The following is a 16,245-nucleotide window of genomic DNA, read 5'->3' as shown; positions in this document are numbered from 1 at the left end:
TCAATGCCCGGTTATGCCCGCCTATTTCCGTTATCTTGGTTACATATTTCGATTGGTATTCCCATTGTGGCGGAAAATCTGCAATGATGGGTAGCGGAACATAGTTTTACTGGATTCAGGAGAGATCATATGACTATCACCAATCCGTCCACCCCGTCGAACAACATCACGCCAGGCAACAAGATTGTCTTGATTGGTGCTGGTGATGTCGGCGTCGCGTTCGCATACGCAATCCTCAACCAGGGTATTTGCGACCACCTCGCAATTATCGACCTGAACGAGAAGAAGACGTGGGGTGAGGTCGAGGACCTCAACCACGCAATGCCGTACTCAGGCCACAACACCAAGATCACGGTCGGCACCTACGAGGACTGCCGCGACGCAGCGCTCATCGTCAACTGTGCAGGTGTTGCACAGCGCGACGGCGAAACCCGCCTTGAGCTCGTGGGCCGCAATGTGAAGATCTTCGAGTCCATCAACAAGGAAGTGATGGCCAACGGCTTCAACGGCATCTACCTGGTTGCAACCAACCCTGTCGATGTCCTGACCTACGCCACCTGGAAGCAGACCGGTCTTTCCTCCGCACAGGTCGTGGGTTCCGGCACCATCCTGGACACCGCACGCTGGCGCTGCAACCTCGGCAAGTACTTCGGTGTTTCCGCAAGCTCTGTCCACTCCTACATCATCGGTGAGCACGGCGACACCGAGCTGCCTGTCGTGGCATCCGGCTCCGTCGCTGGCGTTTCGCTACGTCGTCGTCTGGAGAAGGAAGCAGAAACCGATCCGAAGATCTACGAGCGCATCGACGAGATGTTCGTCGCAACCCGCGATGCCGCCTACAAGATCATCGAAGCCAAGGGCTCCACGTCCTTCGGTATCGGTGCTGGCCTTGCCCGCATCACCCGCGCAATCCTGATGAACGAGGACGTCGTACTGCCAGTCTCTGCTCTCCTTGAAGGCCAGTACGGTCAGGAAGACATCTACATCGGCACCCCGGCTGTTATCAACCGCAACGGTGTCCGCGAGGTTGTCGAGCTGCACCTTGAAGATAGCGAGAAGGAAAAGTTCGATCACTCCGCCAACACCCTTCGTGGCGTGATGGTCGAAGCTGGCCTCACCGAGGCATAAGCCTTTCCCATACCCTTCGATTGCGCCCGCCGGACACACCCCGGCGGGCGTTTTGTCTGCGTTAGTCCTCCGCCCGGAGGTGCCTCGTTACGTCCAGAGCATCATCGCCGCGTGCAAGAGCGTCAAACGTGGCACAGCAGGCGTCGAAAAGCTTGACGACGTCCTCTTCGTCTACATCCGCGGTGTCGAGCACCAGCGCGTTCGGGTCATCATCTTCCTCGGCAGGCGCGAGCGTCACACACTGCCCACCAGTCTGGATATCACCTAACGCGACCTGGGCCGCGAGTAGCGAAACGCCAGTAACCGCGGTGGCCCCGACTTCTGCCAGCGGTGCGCACCGTTGCACATCTACCTGCCCCAACGTTTCCGGTGCTGCACAGACGGTGATCGCCACCGGGGTGTCCTGCAACACCACATCGGAGGCTTCTCGGTCGAGTAGAAGGCTGGATTCAGACACAACGATGTGCTCAAGTGCGTCGAAGTACTCGGGGTAGCGCCGTGAAAACTCGGCGAGGTTTGTCAACGGGCCCGTGCAAATCAAACACAGGTCCCGTGTACCTCGCGCGCACGCGTCGGCCCACAACAGGTCCCAGTCATTCGCGACGTAGCGTTCTGGGACTCGGGCGTCACCCAGTCCAGCATCGCGCGTCGGTTGATGTTTTGGCGCGTCGCAACCTGCTGCGACCGCAACAGCGGGCAGGCCGCAGCGTGCCAACACCCACGCAGCATGCTGGGCACATTGCGCAGCTGAGGCGCTACCGCTTGAGGTTGTCACGCACTCCAATTCAGCCTGCCCACGATGGTGCGCAGCAACGACATATGCCAACGCAAGCGTGTCCTCGACCCCTGGGACGCAGTCAATAATAATTCGCACCGTGCTCCTTTACGCAGTGGACCTGTGCAGAGATTCCTTACCGTACATTGCCCAGAGCAATAGAGCGACCAGAGCAACTACTCCGCAGGCACCAAACGCGATAGCAAAGCCGAACACCTCCGCCAGAAAGCCGATCACAATCGGTGCCGCAATCTGGCCGGAGTCCTGCACCATCTGATAGGTAGAAATTACCTTGCCACCCGAGCGGTCATTGCCGATGATGTCAGCTAACGTCGCCTGCGAGGCAGGACTCATCAACCCACCGCCAACACCCGCACACACTGAGACCAGCAACAGCACCCACACTGTCGTGGCGAGTCCGAGTGTGCCCGTGAATATTGCCGAGACCGCAAGACCTGCGAGAATGCAAGGACGACGTCCGATTCGGTCAGCCAGCCGACCAGAAAACTGCAGCGTGACGCCCGTGCCCAGCGCGAACGCAGTCAACGCAAGTCCGGATGCCGCGCCACCATTTGCAAATATCGCCGCAGCGAACAGCGGAAGGACCGAAACGCGCGCACCGAAGTTCACAAAACCATTTGTAAAGGCGACGGCGAGCAACGCACGGTACGTGGGTTGCTTCCAGGCTCGGCGCAGTGGCATTGGCGGCCGCTGTATTCTCGGTGTCTCTGGCTTGTGTTGCCGAGACGTAGCAACCCACACGATAGTTGCCGCAAGACCGACACCAACACCGTAGACTGCGAACGGAATTCGGTATCCAAGGAAACTGAGTCCAGCGCCGATGATTGGCCCGAAGATGTTGCCAAGCAAGAATGACGATGCATAAAGTGCATTCGCTCGCCCACGAATGCTGGGAGGAATCACGCGAACGATGAAGGCCTGTGCGGAGAGCGTAAACATCGTGGATCCGAAGCCGGCGATAAAGCGCAACGCCAAAATATGCCAGTACGCCTGAGCAAACGCCACGGCAAACGTTGCAGTCGCAACAATGCTCAACCCGGTGAGGTACACCGGCCGTGATCCGAGCTTATCCACCAGCGCGCCCGCGCCTGGCGCGCCAAGCAAGCGAGCTGCTGCAAACACGGAGATCACCGCTGCAGCGGCCGCCATGGACACGTTGAAGCTGGCGGCGAATTGTGGCAACACCGGGGCGATGAACCCGTAGCCGAGCGCAATGATAAACGCTGCGGTGCACAGCACCCATATCACTGAAGGCAGCTTTGGTGAAGCGCCGCCCTTATATGTTTGTTCCGTCATACCAGCGACAACACTAGTCTTTCTTCGCGTTAACATCCCATCACGCAACAAAGTTAGCACGGGTGTTCGAATTCATGGGTGATTTGGCCACTCCGTGTCCAGCTACTCTCGTACGCTTCGAAGCATGTTCTACGAATCAACGATTGCTCAAGAAATCACCCACCGCTTTGACGACACCGTCCAAGCCCTCAGCGCCACAGTCAAGCACCCTCGCTCTCTTGCACGACCGACTGGCTCGTGGCGCCCGCCGGTCATCGCATTGCCGCGAGTCATAGACAAGCAACACATCAACCTTGCGCTTACGCGGCGGAGAGTCGGCCCGCGGGCTCAGGCGATGGTGCAAGGTTACGGAGCGTCTGCACGTCCCGCGTACATCATCGAAGCACGATTCACCGCCCAGTCGGGTGCGCCGGTCAACCCCGCGGTAGCTGAGGGTTGGATGCGCGCGCTCTACCCCGACGCGACGGAGGACATGCTTCATCTACTGCCACATCCATACGCGGCAACGTATGTCTGGCTAGTCGACGGCCACTTCGATCCCGTCCGCTCTCCTTCATCCCTGTTCGCCGGACTGAACGTAGCGTAACCGGCTGGCTACTGCCCCGGTTCGTCGTCAAGCGGAAGCATCTGGCTCTCCCAGTCTTCAGCCTGGTCAGCAACCAGATTCAAGACATCAAAAAGCCTGTCGATGTCGGTGAAGCTTCCCAAGTCAAGTTCTTCGGAATCTGCTTCCTCATCGTCTCCAGGAACCACAAACTGCACGTGGGCAGTGGCTGTGGCGTCGATAACTTCGACCTCCACGTGGACTTCAGCCTCTGTACCAACTTCTGCGAAGACGAGTTGATGGTTTTCGGCGTCCGGAAAGAATTCAAGCCCGGCGATACGTTCGTCTGCAGCCTCGAGCAGGCTGCGGAACACGGTAACCACCTCGTCAGTGGCTATATGCTCAGCGACAGCGGACACAGCATCTTCGGCAGAAAATATAACTGCGACCAATGCTGCTTCAAAGTCCTCATCGTCTTCATCAACGTCAGCAGCCGCGATATACACGTTCGCCGCTGGCAGTTGCTCGTCGATAACAACGAACTGGATCTCAATCTCGGGGGTGATAGGAACAAACATCGTGTCGTCGTGCACACGAGACTCAATACCTTCACGGTCTAGAGCCGCGGCAATGTCTTCTAAAAAGCTCACGAAGAATCCTCTACTCTTCCTCATCGTGGTTGTCACCGGCGGACGATGCCAAGCCTACTGTTCTGGCCCCATGATGCGCATCCACGCTTCGCGGCCCTGCCAGCTACGCATGTCAAAAGCCTCCCATGCCCGGCGTTTGTGACGTTTTGGGTCGTACACGATTGACGGATGTTCGTTGATGATTGCGGTCGCGCGCCCGGGGTGGTCGTCGCCACGAAAATCGTAGCGGGGCCAGTTCGGCCCTGGTTCACCGGTATGAAAGAACGACCCCCAGTTGCGCTGCATCACTTCAACTACTGCTTCAAACGCAACGGTGGAGCCAAATCGGTCGATCTTCGATGAGCGTGTACCTTCCCGATCGCCAAACACCGCCATCAGGTCGGCTGTGTGCATTGCCCCCAACCCGAGCCGCCGCATTGTCGCCGATGCATATTCAAAGCGGTACATCCAAGTCGGAGCCACCTTACGGTGCTCCCCTGCAGCGATCACCGACGGTCCCCAGAACACGGCGTCTGCGAGAAACTCGGCGAAGTCCGTACGCTGGCTCACGTCGCTATACGCCTGGATGACCGCTGTCGCGTTCTTCGCGTCATACGCCTCGAGCAAGCGGCGTGCTGCACGCTGACGGGCTTTCGTCCGCTGATACAGCGCCTTTGCAAAGCTGGCCTCATCCGCATTGGTCCCGATGATCAACGGCACCGGCGCCTGTTGCCCGGCGCGGAACATGTCCAGCGGGTGAGCTGGCAGCGTGGTGCCATCGACCGTCGGCATGAAGCTCAAATTCAGTTCGCGCAGCTCGCGGCCAGTAAACAGCATGGACTGCCCCACTCTAACCAGTTCCTCGGCAGGTACCTCCCGGAGGTGCTCGAGGGTAGATAGTCGCGATAGCCCCATGCCGTCAAGAAGTGTCGACGTCCACATCGCGGCTTGTGCCTTCGTATGCACGGAAGAAAGCGGAGTGGACTGGGCGATTGCCCGGTGGAACAACCCCCGAGCCGCCGGGGCGCACATCATATGGATTACTGAAGCTGCCCCGGCTGACTCGCCCATGATGGTTACGTTGTTCGGATCCCCTCCGAAGGCCGCGATGTTTTCGTGTACCCACTGCAGCGCGAGGATCTGGTCCAAAATGGCGGGGTTGGCAGCGCAGTCCTCGCCGATACTGCGCAGATCCAAGTACCCAAGCACCCCGAGGCGAAAGTTTAAGGAGACATAGACGATATCGGTGACATTAGCCAGAAAGTGCCCCTGGAGTACTTTCTCATGACTCGATCCGCTTACGAACGATCCACCGTGAAAATAGATGACGACGGGGAGTACGTCGTCCGTATCAGGCCGAACGATGTCTGCGTGTAGGCAGTCCTCGGTGCCGATTACTGTGTCTTTCCACCCGAAATTCGTCTGCATCGCAGGTGGCCGATAGTTGGTTGTGGTGCGCACACCTGACCACGAAGGCGCAGGCTGTGGGGCCCGAAATCGGTTCTCACCGCCCATATCTGCACCGTAGGGTACCCCGCGCCAAGTGCGAACCCCGGTTTGTGGATCAATAGTGCCAGCAACGATTCCCGAGGTGGTCTGCACCTGGAGGTGCTCCTGCGGATTGTTGCTGTTGAGATGCATGCCTTTTAGCCTAGCCCGGAATTCTGTCTATTCTCGTGGAGTTTCTAAGGCGGGTACGATGAACGCTCGTACCAATAATTAATAAGGAGAAAAACACACAGCATGTTAGAAAAGTTCCGCAAAGACAAGCACGAAGACGACGAACCTGTAGTCGAAATTATTGAAGACGCCCGTGCTGAAGACTTAAGCTCCCTCGAGGAGGAAGCAGGCCCAGCAGGCCGAGCGTTTATCGCAGCAGTAGATAAGGCTGTCCATCTTCAGTCCGGTGCCATTCGGGCTTACGTGAACTGGCTTCGCCGTCAACACCCGGAGCAAAGTCCTGCGGAAATCCAGCACACGATGGACAAGCATTTTAAAAACGTAGTCTCCGCAACAGGTGCAGGCGTGGGCGCAGCAGCCGCGGTTCCTGGCGTAGGGCTCGTCACCGGCGCAGCAGCCGTTGCTGGCGAATCGGTAGTCTTCTTAGACCTTGCCGCGTTTTACACCCTCTCCTCCATGTACTTGCGCGACGTCAATATCGAAGACAAAGAGCGCCGACGCGCAGGCGTGCTCACGGTCATGATGGGCGCCCAGGGCGTTGCGATTGTTGACACGTTGCTCGGCGCGGACCGAGCTCGGCCGAGGGAGTTGGCGTCGAAAAATGTCCTGACGCGCTTTGCTGGCCCGGGCCTCGCCGAAGTCAATGGCATCCTGTCTCGTGTGGCCATGAAGTCGTTTACGAAGCGGTTCCGCCGAGCATGGATTGGCAAGATGCTGCCTCTGGGGCTCGGCGCGATCGCGGGCACCGCCGCCAACCGCAAGCTTGCCGACCACCTGATGGATAACATCGCCGTCGCCCTCGGCACTCCTCCCTCCCAATTCTTGAGCCCTCTTCCGGAAAAGCCTGACCAGGAGGAGGCTGGCCTCAGTGCGAATCCAAAGAACCTTCTGCGCTGGGTACTCCGACTCTTTGGTGACGACGACAAAGTACGCGACACCAATCAGCAAGAAATTACCAAATAGCTTCGGCTCCGAAGTTCATTCCCGCCTCCCCCAAAACTGAGGCGGGAATCACGCACTTCCATCTTTCGCCTACCCCCGGTAGCACCTCTGCTTTAGTTGGAGATCCACACCCTGCACCGCCGCCGAAACACAGCGCCCCCTCAAATACGCGAGCCTGCTTTGGCCCCACCTTCTTGGTCCCCCCGAGACTGCACACGAGCGCTTCTCGACAGCTGCCACCGTGAATACTGCTCGACGCCCACTCTGCACTTCCCCACGCACCAGGCCAAAGTCGACGTGCCCGCCCCACCTCTTCAAGAGTTCGAAATCAATCAATCACGAGCAAGCAACCGTTCAAATACTTGTTGTCGAATGAGGACGTATCATTGATAACGGTTCTCATGAGACCCTTCTCACTCAAAACGGAAGATATGCCCATTTGTGGTGTATCAACCGCTAAAGGGGGTAGATCTCACAAGTACGAGGGCTTTTCGGGAATGTAAGGTAGCACTACCTAATCCCAGACAATTAAAGTCGTTGAAAAGTTACATACAACCCAAGAAGAGAGGCGAGCACCTGCCGTGAGCAGCGAAGATACGTTCGGCCAGAACGACTGGCTGGTTGAGGAGATGTTCCAGCAGTACAAACAGGATCCCAACTCCGTTGACGCGGAGTGGCGCGATCTTTTCGAGAAGAAGGGCACCCCGCCGACGGTGACAAACACCCCGGCGCCAAAAGGTTCCTCGAAGACTGCGACGAGCGTCACCAGCTCCACGAGCGCTCCTACCCAGGACGGCCGTCAAACCCAGGTAGACCGCGCAGCCGCCGAAGCAGCTCCAAAGCGCACCAAGAAGCCGACCGCTTCCCCGTTGGACAAGCTCGATAGTGTCAAGGTCACTCCAGGCGAGGAACAGCTCAAGGGTGCGTTCCGCGCTATCGCGAAGAACATGAACGAATCGCTCGAGGTGCCAACCGCCACCACCGTGCGCGATATGCCGGTCAAGCTCATGTTTGAAAACCGCACGTTGATCAATGAGCACCTCAAGCGCACTCGCGGCGGCAAGGTTTCGTTCACGCATATCCTTGGCTACGCAATCATTCAGTCCACCAAGCTCCACCCGGACATGAATAAGAACTACAAGGAGGACGGCAAGAAGTCCTTCGCAGTTCAGCCTGAGCACATCAACCTGGGTCTAGCAATCGACCTGCCGCAGAAGGACGGGTCCCGCTCCCTGGTCGTCGCTGCGATTAAGGAGTGCGAGAACAAGTCGTTTGCGGAGTTCGTCGAAAGCTACGAAGACATTGTGCGTCGCGCGCGCGACGGCAAGCTCACGATGGACGACTTCTCTGGCGTAACCATTCAGCTGACCAACCCGGGTGGCATCGGTACCCGCCACTCGATTCCGCGTCTGACAAAGGGCCAGGGCACCATCGTTGGTGTCGGCGCAATGGACTATCCTGCAGAGTTTGCAGGTGCCAGCGAGGACCGTTTGGCGGAGCTGGGCGTCGGCAAGCTTGTGACACTGACCTCCACCTATGACCACCGCGTCATCCAGGGTGCAGAGTCTGGCGAGTTCCTGCGCGATATTTCGCAGCTCCTCGTCGACGATAAGTTCTGGGATTCCATCTTCGAGTCCCTCGAGATCCCGTTCCTCCCGATACGCTGGGCGAAGGACCTGCCGAATTCCGGCGTGAACAAGGACACCCGTGTCATGCAGCTCATCGAGGCGTACCGCTCCCGCGGCCACCTCATTGCTGACACGAACCCGCTTCGTTGGCGCCAGCCGGGCCTGCAGCAACCGGACTCCCGTGACCTGCTGATGGAAACCCACGGCCTGACGCTGTGGGACCTCGACCGCACGTTCCACGTAGGTGGTTTCGGGGGCAAGGAAACAATGACGTTGCGCGAGGTGCTTAGTCGCCTACGTGCTGCCTACACCCTGCACGTCGGTGCTGAATACACCCATATTCTCGACCGCGATGAGCGTGAGTGGCTGCTCGAGCGCATCGAGGCTGGCATGCCGAAGCCGACGAATGCTGAGCAAAAGTACATCCTGCAGAAGCTCAATGCTGCTGAAGCATTTGAGAACTTCCTCCAGACGAAGTACCTCGGCCAGAAGCGCTTCTCCCTCGAGGGTGCGGAAACACTCATCCCATTGATGGACGCGGTGATTGATACCGCCGCTGGCCAAGGCCTCGACGAAGCTGTCATCGGCATGCCACACCGTGGTCGCCTGAACGTGCTGTTTAACATCGTGGGCAAGCCTGTCGCTACGATCTTCAACGAGTTCGAGGGCAACATGCAGTCCGCACAGCAGGGTGGCTCTGGCGACGTGAAGTACCACCTCGGCTTCGAGGGCAAGCACATCCAGATGTTCGGCGACGGCGAGATCAAGGTCTCGCTGGCCGCGAACCCGTCACACCTCGAGGCTGTTGACCCAGTGCTCGTCGGTATTGCCCGCGCAAAGGCGGACACGCTGCGTGAAAACGGTGTTCGCGACGACAATCCAGTAGTTCCGATTATGCTGCACGGCGACGCCGCATTCGCTGGCCTCGGCATCGTACAGGAGACGCTGAACCTGTCTCGCCTCCCTGGCTACTCCGTTGGTGGCACCGTCCACATCGTTGTGAACAACCAGATTGGTTTCACCACTACCCCTGACTCTGGCCGCTCCTCCTACTACGCTACCGACCTGGCCAAGGGCTTCAACTGCCCAGTGTTCCACGTCAACGGCGACGACCCGGAGGCAGCCGCCTGGGTTGCTCACCTGGCAACCGAATACCGCCGCGCCTTCGGCAAGGACGTCTTCATCGACCTCATCTGCTACCGTCTGCGCGGCCACAACGAGGCAGACGACCCGACCGTGACGCAGCCAGTGATGTACGACCGCATCCACTCCCACGACTCGGTGCGTACCCGCTACACCAAGGACCTCATCGGCCGTGGCGACCTCACGCAGGAAGAAGCCAAGATCGCGGCACAGGACTTCCACGATCAGCTTGACGCAGTCTTCTCTGACGTCAAGTCCGCTGAGGGCAAGCCAAGCGAGCAGACCGGCATCACGGACTCGCAGAAGCTCACTCGTGGCCTGGACACCTCGATCAGCGAGGATACGTTCAAGCGCCTTGCGGATTCGTACGGCAAGCTGCCTGAGGAATTCGAGCCGAACAAGCGCCTGAACAACGTGCTCAAGAAGCGCGGTGGTTCCTTCGAAAACGGCGACATCGACTGGGGCTGGGGCGAGCTGCTCGCTTTCGGTTCCCTTGCAGAGCAGGGCAAGTTTGTCCGCCTTGCAGGTGAGGACTCACAGCGCGGTACGTTCACGCAGCGCCACGCGGTGCTCTACGACCCGAATAACGGCACTCCGTACAACCCACTCGACGCAAACGCGGAAGAACAAGACAACGGCGGACGCTTCGAGGTGTTCAACTCTGCACTGACCGAATATGCAGGTATGGGCTTCGAGTACGGCTACACCCTTGGCAACAAGGACGCTGTCGTCGCATGGGAGGCACAGTTCGGCGACTTCGCCAATGGCGCACAGACCATCATCGACGAGTACTTGTCCTCCAGCGAGACCAAGTGGGGCGAGCTTTCCAGCATGATTGCCCTCCTGCCGCACGGCTACGAAGGCCAGGGCCCGGACCACTCCTCCGCCCGTATCGAGCGCTTCCTCCAGCTGGTCGCCGAGGGCTCGATGACGATTGCCCAGCCGTCTACCCCGGCAAACCATTTCCACCTGCTGCGTCGTCAGGCGCTCGGTGAGATGAAGCGCCCGCTCGTCGTCTTCACCCCGAAGTCGATGCTGCGTAACAAGGCGGCGGTCTCGCAGCCTGCAGACTTCATCGAGGTGGACAAGTTCCAGTCAGTTATCGACGACCCCGAGTTCGTACAGCGTGGCAACGTCAAGGTTGACGGCGCAGATCACGACAAGGTCACCACGATCTTGCTGTGTTCCGGCAAGATCTACTACGAACTGGAGAAGCGTCGTAAGAAGGATAAGCGCGACGATGTCGCCATCATCCGTATCGAGATGCTGCACCCGATTCCATTCAACCGCATCCGGGATGCGTTCGAGAACTACCCGAACGCGAAGGAAATTCGCTGGGTTCAGAATGAGCCCGCTAACCAAGGCGCATGGCCGTTCTACAACGAGCACCTGCGCACACTGATTCCGGATATGCCTGAAATGGTCCGCGTCTCTCGCCGTGCGCAGTCGACCACTGCAACCGGCGTGGCGAAGGTCCACCAGGAAGAGGAGAAGACTCTGCTGGATGAGGCGTTTGCGAAGTAAGTAGCGCTTACACGCAATGGCGCCCCAACCGCTTACTGCGGTTGGGGCGCTTCCCTGTTGAGGATTCACTCATTTGGCTTGCGCCTAGGGAGTAGCTGTCGCCTCGGCTTCCCCGCCGTTGGCATCTGGGTTTTCAACGTTGATGCTGGCGTATTCACGGAGCCAATCCGCAGTAACAACGCGCGGTTCTTTGCCCTGCGCGACTTCCTCGCTCATCTCTTCCAACTGCGCTGTGCTGAGCACGCGCGTCATCGCGTTGATGCGCCTGACTTCCTTGCGAGCAAACTTTGATTTGTAGAACAGCGGGATGACGCTGTTAGGAAGGTGCTCGAGCTCCACGTGCGACGCACAGCCCTGCGCAGGGGAAGGGTCAACCGATTGGATGTTGCCGGGCAGCGCACCCGCAAGAAGAGCGAACGTCGCTTCTGACGGATCCGCACCGTCGAGACGATCGTGCGCTATATCGTTGTCGAGCTCCTTCGCTCCGTGTGCGTCTAGCGCTTGCAACAGAACACCAGAGCACGCAACGACCATATCGACGTCTTCTTCTTGCAGCAGTTCGGCTGCATTTCGGGAGTACACGTCATTGAACGGGACTACCCCGGCAGGATGTCCCATCGCTGTAATGATCTCGTAGTAGATCTCCCCCAGCACTACCTGTTCAGGTTCTGAGGTATCAATTCCGATTTTGACGATGTTGCCGCGGGATTCGCCGTTGACAAACTTCACCGGTGAAAGCGAGTCATCTGTGCAGCCAGTCAACCCGCCGACAAGGCTCGTTGCCAGTGCCGCAGCAATCAGTGTACGGAGAGGACGCAGGGACACCATAAATACCTTCTTCGTAGTGTGCTCAGACGAGCCTGGAAAACAGAGTTAGTCTAGCGCGCTGCGTTGTCTTCGGAGGCGTCGCTATCGGTGGCCGACGGCTCAGTTGGCCGTCCAGTGACGCGCTGTGGGTGCATTGCGGCGATCATGTCGCGGGCTCGACGCGCAGCGTCAGGTGCGCAAAGCACATCGTATCGGCGTGCGACGATGCTTGTCGCTGAGGCGAAGTCACGCTTTCCACCTGTAAACGCGTAAGCGATAGCTGCGAAAACTGCTCCGAACACGCCACCCATCGCGACGCACGAGGCGAAGATGCCCCACCCACCTTCTTCCGCGAACAGCGAGAAAATGATGCCGATGAACATGCCCATCCACAGGCCCGATAGTGCGCCGCCACCAAGTACCTTGCCCCACGTGAGGCGGCCCGTAATACTCTCAACCTGCATCAAGTCCACACCGACAATTGTGAGCTTCTCTACCGGAAATTCCTTGTCCGACAGCGTGTCAACTGCTTCTTGTGCCTCCTGGTAGGTATTAAAACTGCCTACCGGCCACCCTGTTGGCACTTCGCGCGCTACCAGGCGGTTGTTGTTGAGTTGGGCCATTCGTTGTCACTCCTCTGCTCGTATGAACATCCAGCTTCTCTGACTATACTGAAGCCCGTTATGGCAAACGCAGAACTCATTTCAGAATTCCAGGTCCGCGAAGCGCTTGCTCGCGTTGACGATCCCGAAATTGGAAAACCCATTACCGAACTCGGGATGGTGGAGTCCGTACGTATCGACGGCCCCAACGTCACCGTCGGCATTTACCTCACCATCGCGGGCTGCCCGATGCGTGACACCATCGAGGGCAACGTCCGCGCAGTCGTAGAGGAAATCGACGGCGTGGAGAACGTGACAGTCACGCTTCACACTATGAGCGCGGAGCAGCGTCGCGAAATGGCCTCGAAGCTGCGTGCACAGCAGCCCGGGCCCGACATCCCTTTCGCTGACCCGTCGTCGCGCACCCGGGTGTTCGCGGTAGCTTCAGGCAAAGGTGGCGTCGGCAAGTCCTCGATGACAGTGAACTTGGCCACTGCAATGGCAGCACAGGGCCTCAGCGTCGGAATTGTCGACGCCGACATTTACGGGCACTCCGTCCCTGGTCTCCTCGGCTCTTCCGACATGGGGCCGACTGTGGTCGAAGAAATGATCATGCCACCGATCGCACACGGCGTGCGCCACATCTCTGTGGGGCAATTTGTGGAGGGCAATGCCCCTGTGGTTTGGCGTGGACCGATGCTCACCCGCGCAATCCAACAGTTCCTGTCTGATGTGTACTGGGGCGATCTTGACGTACTCTTCCTTGACCTTCCACCGGGGACCGGCGATGTGGCGATCACAGTGGCGCAGCTGATTCCAAATGCCGAACTGCTCATTGTTACCACTCCGCAAGCAGCCGCAGCTGAGGTCGCTGAGCGTGCCGGCACAATTTCTCAGCAGACTGAGCAGCGAATTGCTGGCGTCATCGAGAACATGGCCGGGATGGTCATGCCTGACGGCTCCGTCATGAATATCTTTGGTGAAGGTGGTGGCCAGCAGGTTGCGGAGCGCCTGACCGCGCTCACAGATAGTGACGTGCCGCTGCTAGGTTCCATCCCGTTGGATCCGAAGCTACGAGAAAACGGTGACACCGGAACCCCTGTCGTCACAGCAGAACCAGACTCCCCTGCCGCTGCGGCGATCCAGGAGATCGTCACCAAGCTGAAGATTCGCCGTAACTCACTTGCTGGCAAGTCCCTCAACCTTGGTGTGAAGCACACTGACGAATAGATCGGTGGGAACTAGGTAACGTCAGTCCAGGAGAATCCCCCTCCACTGGGCTGTCCCCCGTCCTCCGGCCCTTTCTTTGCCCGGGACTGTGGCTTTGATGGTTGGCGAGCCAGAGGCGCATCGTCTTCCATCATTTTGCGCGGATCAAAACTTTCGAGAAATTCCTCGTCATCTTCGAAGAAAAACTTCGCCATCGCGCGCTTTGGCCCCATCGACGCATACTGCGACACCGTATCCAGTGGCTTGCGTAGCTCCTCAAACTCCTCGAGCTCACCGTTGAGCTCCCGCTTCGCGTTGTTGATCGCCTTGCGCGCAGCGTAAATGGCTGCGCGGACATCCTCGATAACGCTTGGGAGCCGCTCCGGACCAATCACAATGAGGCCGATGATCAGGATGAAAAAGACTTCACCCCAGCCAATACTGGAAAACACGGATCACATCCTACTCTCGGTGCCGCAGCGCCCGAAGCGTGGCGTCAACGGCGGCCACAATCGGTGATCGTTCCTTGTGATGAGCATCTTCACCGCAAGGCTCGGCAGGTTGCATCTCGTGGCACAGGCCGCTGAGCTTCGCCACCAGCGAATCTGGGGCTCGCAGGTCGTCATCCTTGCAGGCCTTTACACGTGCGGACGCTCGCCGCTGCACAAGAACATCTTGGAAGCACTCTGGGCACTCCAACATATGTTTCATAGCGCGACGGCTTGCAGAGCGCGAAAGTTCACCGTCTGCGAAAGCTGCAATTGCTTCAGGGTTCAAATGCTCAGTGGAACAAAACGCTCGCATCGGTAACGCTCCTTTCGCATCCGTAGTCAACCACTATCTCGCGCCCTAGCGTAGTCGAATTAACTCTTCGGTGGCGACGTCATGCCGCGCCTGCTCCTCGAGCGATTCACGCAGCTGAGTTCTACCGCGATGGATGCGTGAACGGACGGTACCCATCTTGACTCCAAGCGTCTCAGCGATTTCTTCGTACGTCATACCGACGACATCGCAAAGCACCACGGCAACGCGGAAGTCCGGACTCAATTCATCGAGTGCGTGCTGCAGGGCAGGATCGAGGTGCGCGACGTTATACGCCTGCTCCGGAGTCATATCAGTGCCGGGAACGCGCTCATAGTCTTCCGGGAGTGCTTCCATCCGGATCTTCGCCCGGTGGCGCACCATATCAAGGAACAGATTCGTTGTAATCCGATGAAGCCAGCCACCGAACGCACCCGGTTGGTAACTCTTTAAGTTACGGAACACGCGGATGAAGGTTTCTTGCGTAAGATCTTCCGCGTCGTGCTGGTTACCTGAAAGACGGTACGCAAGGCGATACACACTGTCGGCGTGCTCTGCGACGAGCTCAGCCCACGAAGGCATCGCCCCCACCCCAGCATCAAATGCAGCCGTACCGCGCAAATCTTCGGGCGCGACGGAATCATGTTGGGCGGCAGCATCATCAGGTTGCATGCTTCATATTGTGGCAGATTGAAATCGCATTCACCAAAGGAAAATTCGTAAAGGTTACTGCATGCGCGTAGCACACACGCTGTGAGGACAGTTCTGGTTATGATGTTGGCTGTGAGTGCGACCGCTTTTGATCAGTTGACAAATTACATCCATCAGTCTTTCACTGATGCCGAGCAACAGCCGTTCCCTGCTGCTTTCCGCGAAGCGTTGAAGTACGCCAGCGTAGAAGCGCAGGAGAACGGAGTCCGTGCGCCGTCGGTCATCGTCGGCACGTTACTTTCGACGCTCGCTGCAGCCTGCCCAAGTGGTCAGTCGCAAGGCGCAGTCGCCATCACTCCGGCTGCGGGCGTCGTCGGGCTCCACCTGCTGCGTGGTCTTCCAGAGCGCGCATCGCTTACCTGCATCGAACCCGAGGTCACGCTACAAACCGGCGCAAAGGAGGCATTCCGTGCCGCCGAGTACCCAACCTCCCGCACACGTTTCCTCACCGCGCGCCCGCTTGAGGTTATGGGCAGGCTTGCGAACGACGCCTACCACCTCGTTTACGCGGATGTCTCGCCGATCGAGTTCACCGCGGTTATTGATGCCGCCTGGCCGCTCCTCAGCGAGGGCGGCACGCTGATTCTCGCCGACTCTCTGCTGGACGGTACCGTCAGCGATTCGACACGCAGGGACCGCGAAACCGAGGCAGCACGAGAGGCAGATAGGTACGTGAGCAGCCTCGCCGCCGACCACGGAGCGCTCGTAGCTCGCCTGCCTCTCGACGGTGGCCTGACCATCATTACGAAGCGCTAGCTCTACGTACGCACGAACAAGGCCCGCTCGAACTTCGCTGAGCTTCGAG

15 protein-coding genes are annotated in these 16,245 nt (G+C 58.6%); 6 read left to right on the top strand and 9 right to left on the bottom strand.

The genetic code is table 11. The features are described from left to right. Positions 1–129 precede the first annotated feature (129 nt). Positions 130–1,128 carry an L-lactate dehydrogenase gene (locus QP752_RS08140; RefSeq protein ID WP_070362663.1) on the top strand — a complete coding sequence of 333 codons (999 nt, stop codon included), beginning with the start codon at positions 130–132 and terminating at the stop codon, positions 1,126–1,128. A gap of 61 nt (positions 1,129–1,189) precedes the next feature. On the opposite strand, the gene QP752_RS08135 is transcribed toward QP752_RS08140, so the two are convergent. Together QP752_RS08135 and QP752_RS08130 are read right to left on the bottom strand one after the other, a co-directional pair. Continuing rightward, entirely contained in the window at positions 1,190–2,002 is an 813-nt protein-coding gene (locus QP752_RS08135; protein ID WP_070976262.1) for a nucleoside hydrolase, read from the bottom strand. Positions 2,003–2,011: 9 nt separating this feature from the next. Further along, positions 2,012–3,220 (bottom strand): MFS transporter, encoded by a 1,209-nt coding sequence (locus QP752_RS08130; RefSeq protein WP_070976261.1) that lies wholly within the window; start codon positions 3,218–3,220, stop codon positions 2,012–2,014. A 124-nt stretch (positions 3,221–3,344) separates the two neighbouring features. On the opposite strand from QP752_RS08130, the gene QP752_RS08125 reads away from it, so the two are divergent. Beyond that, the gene (locus tag QP752_RS08125; protein WP_284805237.1) at positions 3,345–3,806 is read left to right on the top strand and encodes a hypothetical protein; all 462 of its coding nucleotides are present in this window, start codon (positions 3,345–3,347) and stop codon (positions 3,804–3,806) included. A gap of 8 nt (positions 3,807–3,814) precedes the next feature. Here QP752_RS08125 and QP752_RS08120 read toward each other — a convergent pair whose 3' ends face one another. Further along, positions 3,815–4,414 carry a hypothetical protein gene (locus QP752_RS08120; RefSeq protein WP_252931052.1) on the bottom strand — a complete coding sequence of 200 codons (600 nt, stop codon included), beginning with the start codon at positions 4,412–4,414 and terminating at the stop codon, positions 3,815–3,817. A 54-nt stretch (positions 4,415–4,468) separates the two neighbouring features. Then, complete coding sequence (locus QP752_RS08115) at positions 4,469–6,034, bottom strand: carboxylesterase/lipase family protein (protein ID WP_284805234.1); 1,566 nt, start codon at positions 6,032–6,034, stop codon at positions 4,469–4,471. Positions 6,035–6,136: 102 nt separating this feature from the next. Here QP752_RS08115 and QP752_RS08110 point away from each other — a divergent pair, with 102 nt between their 5' ends. Together QP752_RS08110 and QP752_RS08105 are read left to right on the top strand one after the other, a co-directional pair. Continuing rightward, positions 6,137–7,036 carry a hypothetical protein gene (locus QP752_RS08110; protein ID WP_070479458.1) on the top strand — a complete coding sequence of 300 codons (900 nt, stop codon included), beginning with the start codon at positions 6,137–6,139 and terminating at the stop codon, positions 7,034–7,036. 560 nt (positions 7,037–7,596) lie between these two features. Then, positions 7,597–11,310 carry a multifunctional oxoglutarate decarboxylase/oxoglutarate dehydrogenase thiamine pyrophosphate-binding subunit/dihydrolipoyllysine-residue succinyltransferase subunit gene (locus QP752_RS08105; RefSeq protein ID WP_284805231.1) on the top strand — a complete coding sequence of 1,238 codons (3,714 nt, stop codon included), beginning with the start codon at positions 7,597–7,599 and terminating at the stop codon, positions 11,308–11,310. Between the two features lie 84 nt (positions 11,311–11,394). Here the strand turns inward: QP752_RS08105 and QP752_RS08100 are convergent, their stop codons facing one another. Beyond that, positions 11,395–12,135: a hypothetical protein gene (locus tag QP752_RS08100; protein WP_141742279.1), complete on the bottom strand. Its 741-nt coding sequence runs from the start codon at positions 12,133–12,135 to the stop codon at positions 11,395–11,397. A gap of 53 nt (positions 12,136–12,188) precedes the next feature. Then, on the bottom strand, positions 12,189–12,740 hold the full coding sequence (locus QP752_RS08095) for a general stress protein (RefSeq protein WP_070479453.1): 552 nt from the start codon (positions 12,738–12,740) through the stop codon (positions 12,189–12,191). A 60-nt stretch (positions 12,741–12,800) separates the two neighbouring features. On the opposite strand from QP752_RS08095, the gene QP752_RS08090 reads away from it, so the two are divergent. Further along, positions 12,801–13,949 (top strand): Mrp/NBP35 family ATP-binding protein, encoded by a 1,149-nt coding sequence (locus tag QP752_RS08090; RefSeq protein ID WP_070479451.1) that lies wholly within the window; start codon positions 12,801–12,803, stop codon positions 13,947–13,949. A gap of 11 nt (positions 13,950–13,960) precedes the next feature. Here QP752_RS08090 and tatB read toward each other — a convergent pair whose 3' ends face one another. The 3 genes from tatB to sigE are packed head-to-tail and all read right to left on the bottom strand — an operon-like array spanning position 13,961 to position 15,401. Further along, positions 13,961–14,380, bottom strand: a complete 420-nt coding sequence (gene tatB / locus QP752_RS08085) for a Sec-independent protein translocase protein TatB (protein WP_070479449.1) — start codon at positions 14,378–14,380, stop codon at positions 13,961–13,963. Positions 14,381–14,390: 10 nt separating this feature from the next. Beyond that, positions 14,391–14,732 (bottom strand): zf-HC2 domain-containing protein, encoded by a 342-nt coding sequence (locus QP752_RS08080; protein ID WP_070362675.1) that lies wholly within the window; start codon positions 14,730–14,732, stop codon positions 14,391–14,393. A gap of 45 nt (positions 14,733–14,777) precedes the next feature. Beyond that, positions 14,778–15,401 carry an RNA polymerase sigma factor SigE gene (gene sigE / locus QP752_RS08075; RefSeq protein WP_070362676.1) on the bottom strand — a complete coding sequence of 208 codons (624 nt, stop codon included), beginning with the start codon at positions 15,399–15,401 and terminating at the stop codon, positions 14,778–14,780. 102 nt (positions 15,402–15,503) lie between these two features. On the opposite strand from sigE, the gene QP752_RS08070 reads away from it, so the two are divergent. After that, entirely contained in the window at positions 15,504–16,196 is a 693-nt protein-coding gene (locus QP752_RS08070) for an O-methyltransferase (protein ID WP_070363543.1), read from the top strand. Positions 16,197–16,245 lie beyond the last annotated feature (49 nt).

It is taken from the genome of Corynebacterium sp. UMB10321, assembly GCF_030228725.1.
Taxonomy (GTDB): domain Bacteria; phylum Actinomycetota; class Actinomycetes; order Mycobacteriales; family Mycobacteriaceae; genus Corynebacterium; species Corynebacterium pseudogenitalium.
Note: the sequence above shows the minus strand (reverse complement) of the source record. Positions and strands in the feature narration are given on the sequence as shown.

Bases quoted from the DNA above. Each gene is read 5' to 3' on its own strand.
- QP752_RS08140 (WP_070362663.1), top strand. From the start codon at position 130: ATGACTATCACCAATCCGTCCACCCCGTCGAACAACATCACGCCAGGC.
- QP752_RS08130 (WP_070976261.1), bottom strand. From the start codon at position 3,220: ATGACGGAACAAACATATAAGGGCGGCGCTTCACCAAAGCTGCCTTCA.
- QP752_RS08125 (WP_284805237.1), top strand. From the start codon at position 3,345: ATGTTCTACGAATCAACGATTGCTCAAGAAATCACCCACCGCTTTGAC.
- QP752_RS08115 (WP_284805234.1), bottom strand. From the start codon at position 6,034: ATGCATCTCAACAGCAACAATCCGCAGGAGCACCTCCAGGTGCAGACC.
- QP752_RS08110 (WP_070479458.1), top strand. From the start codon at position 6,137: ATGTTAGAAAAGTTCCGCAAAGACAAGCACGAAGACGACGAACCTGTA.
- QP752_RS08095 (WP_070479453.1), bottom strand. From the start codon at position 12,740: ATGGCCCAACTCAACAACAACCGCCTGGTAGCGCGCGAAGTGCCAACA.
- QP752_RS08090 (WP_070479451.1), top strand. From the start codon at position 12,801: ATGGCAAACGCAGAACTCATTTCAGAATTCCAGGTCCGCGAAGCGCTT.
- QP752_RS08080 (WP_070362675.1), bottom strand. From the start codon at position 14,732: ATGCGAGCGTTTTGTTCCACTGAGCATTTGAACCCTGAAGCAATTGCA.
- sigE (WP_070362676.1), bottom strand. From the start codon at position 15,401: ATGCAACCTGATGATGCTGCCGCCCAACATGATTCCGTCGCGCCCGAA.
- QP752_RS08070 (WP_070363543.1), top strand. From the start codon at position 15,504: ATGTTGGCTGTGAGTGCGACCGCTTTTGATCAGTTGACAAATTACATC.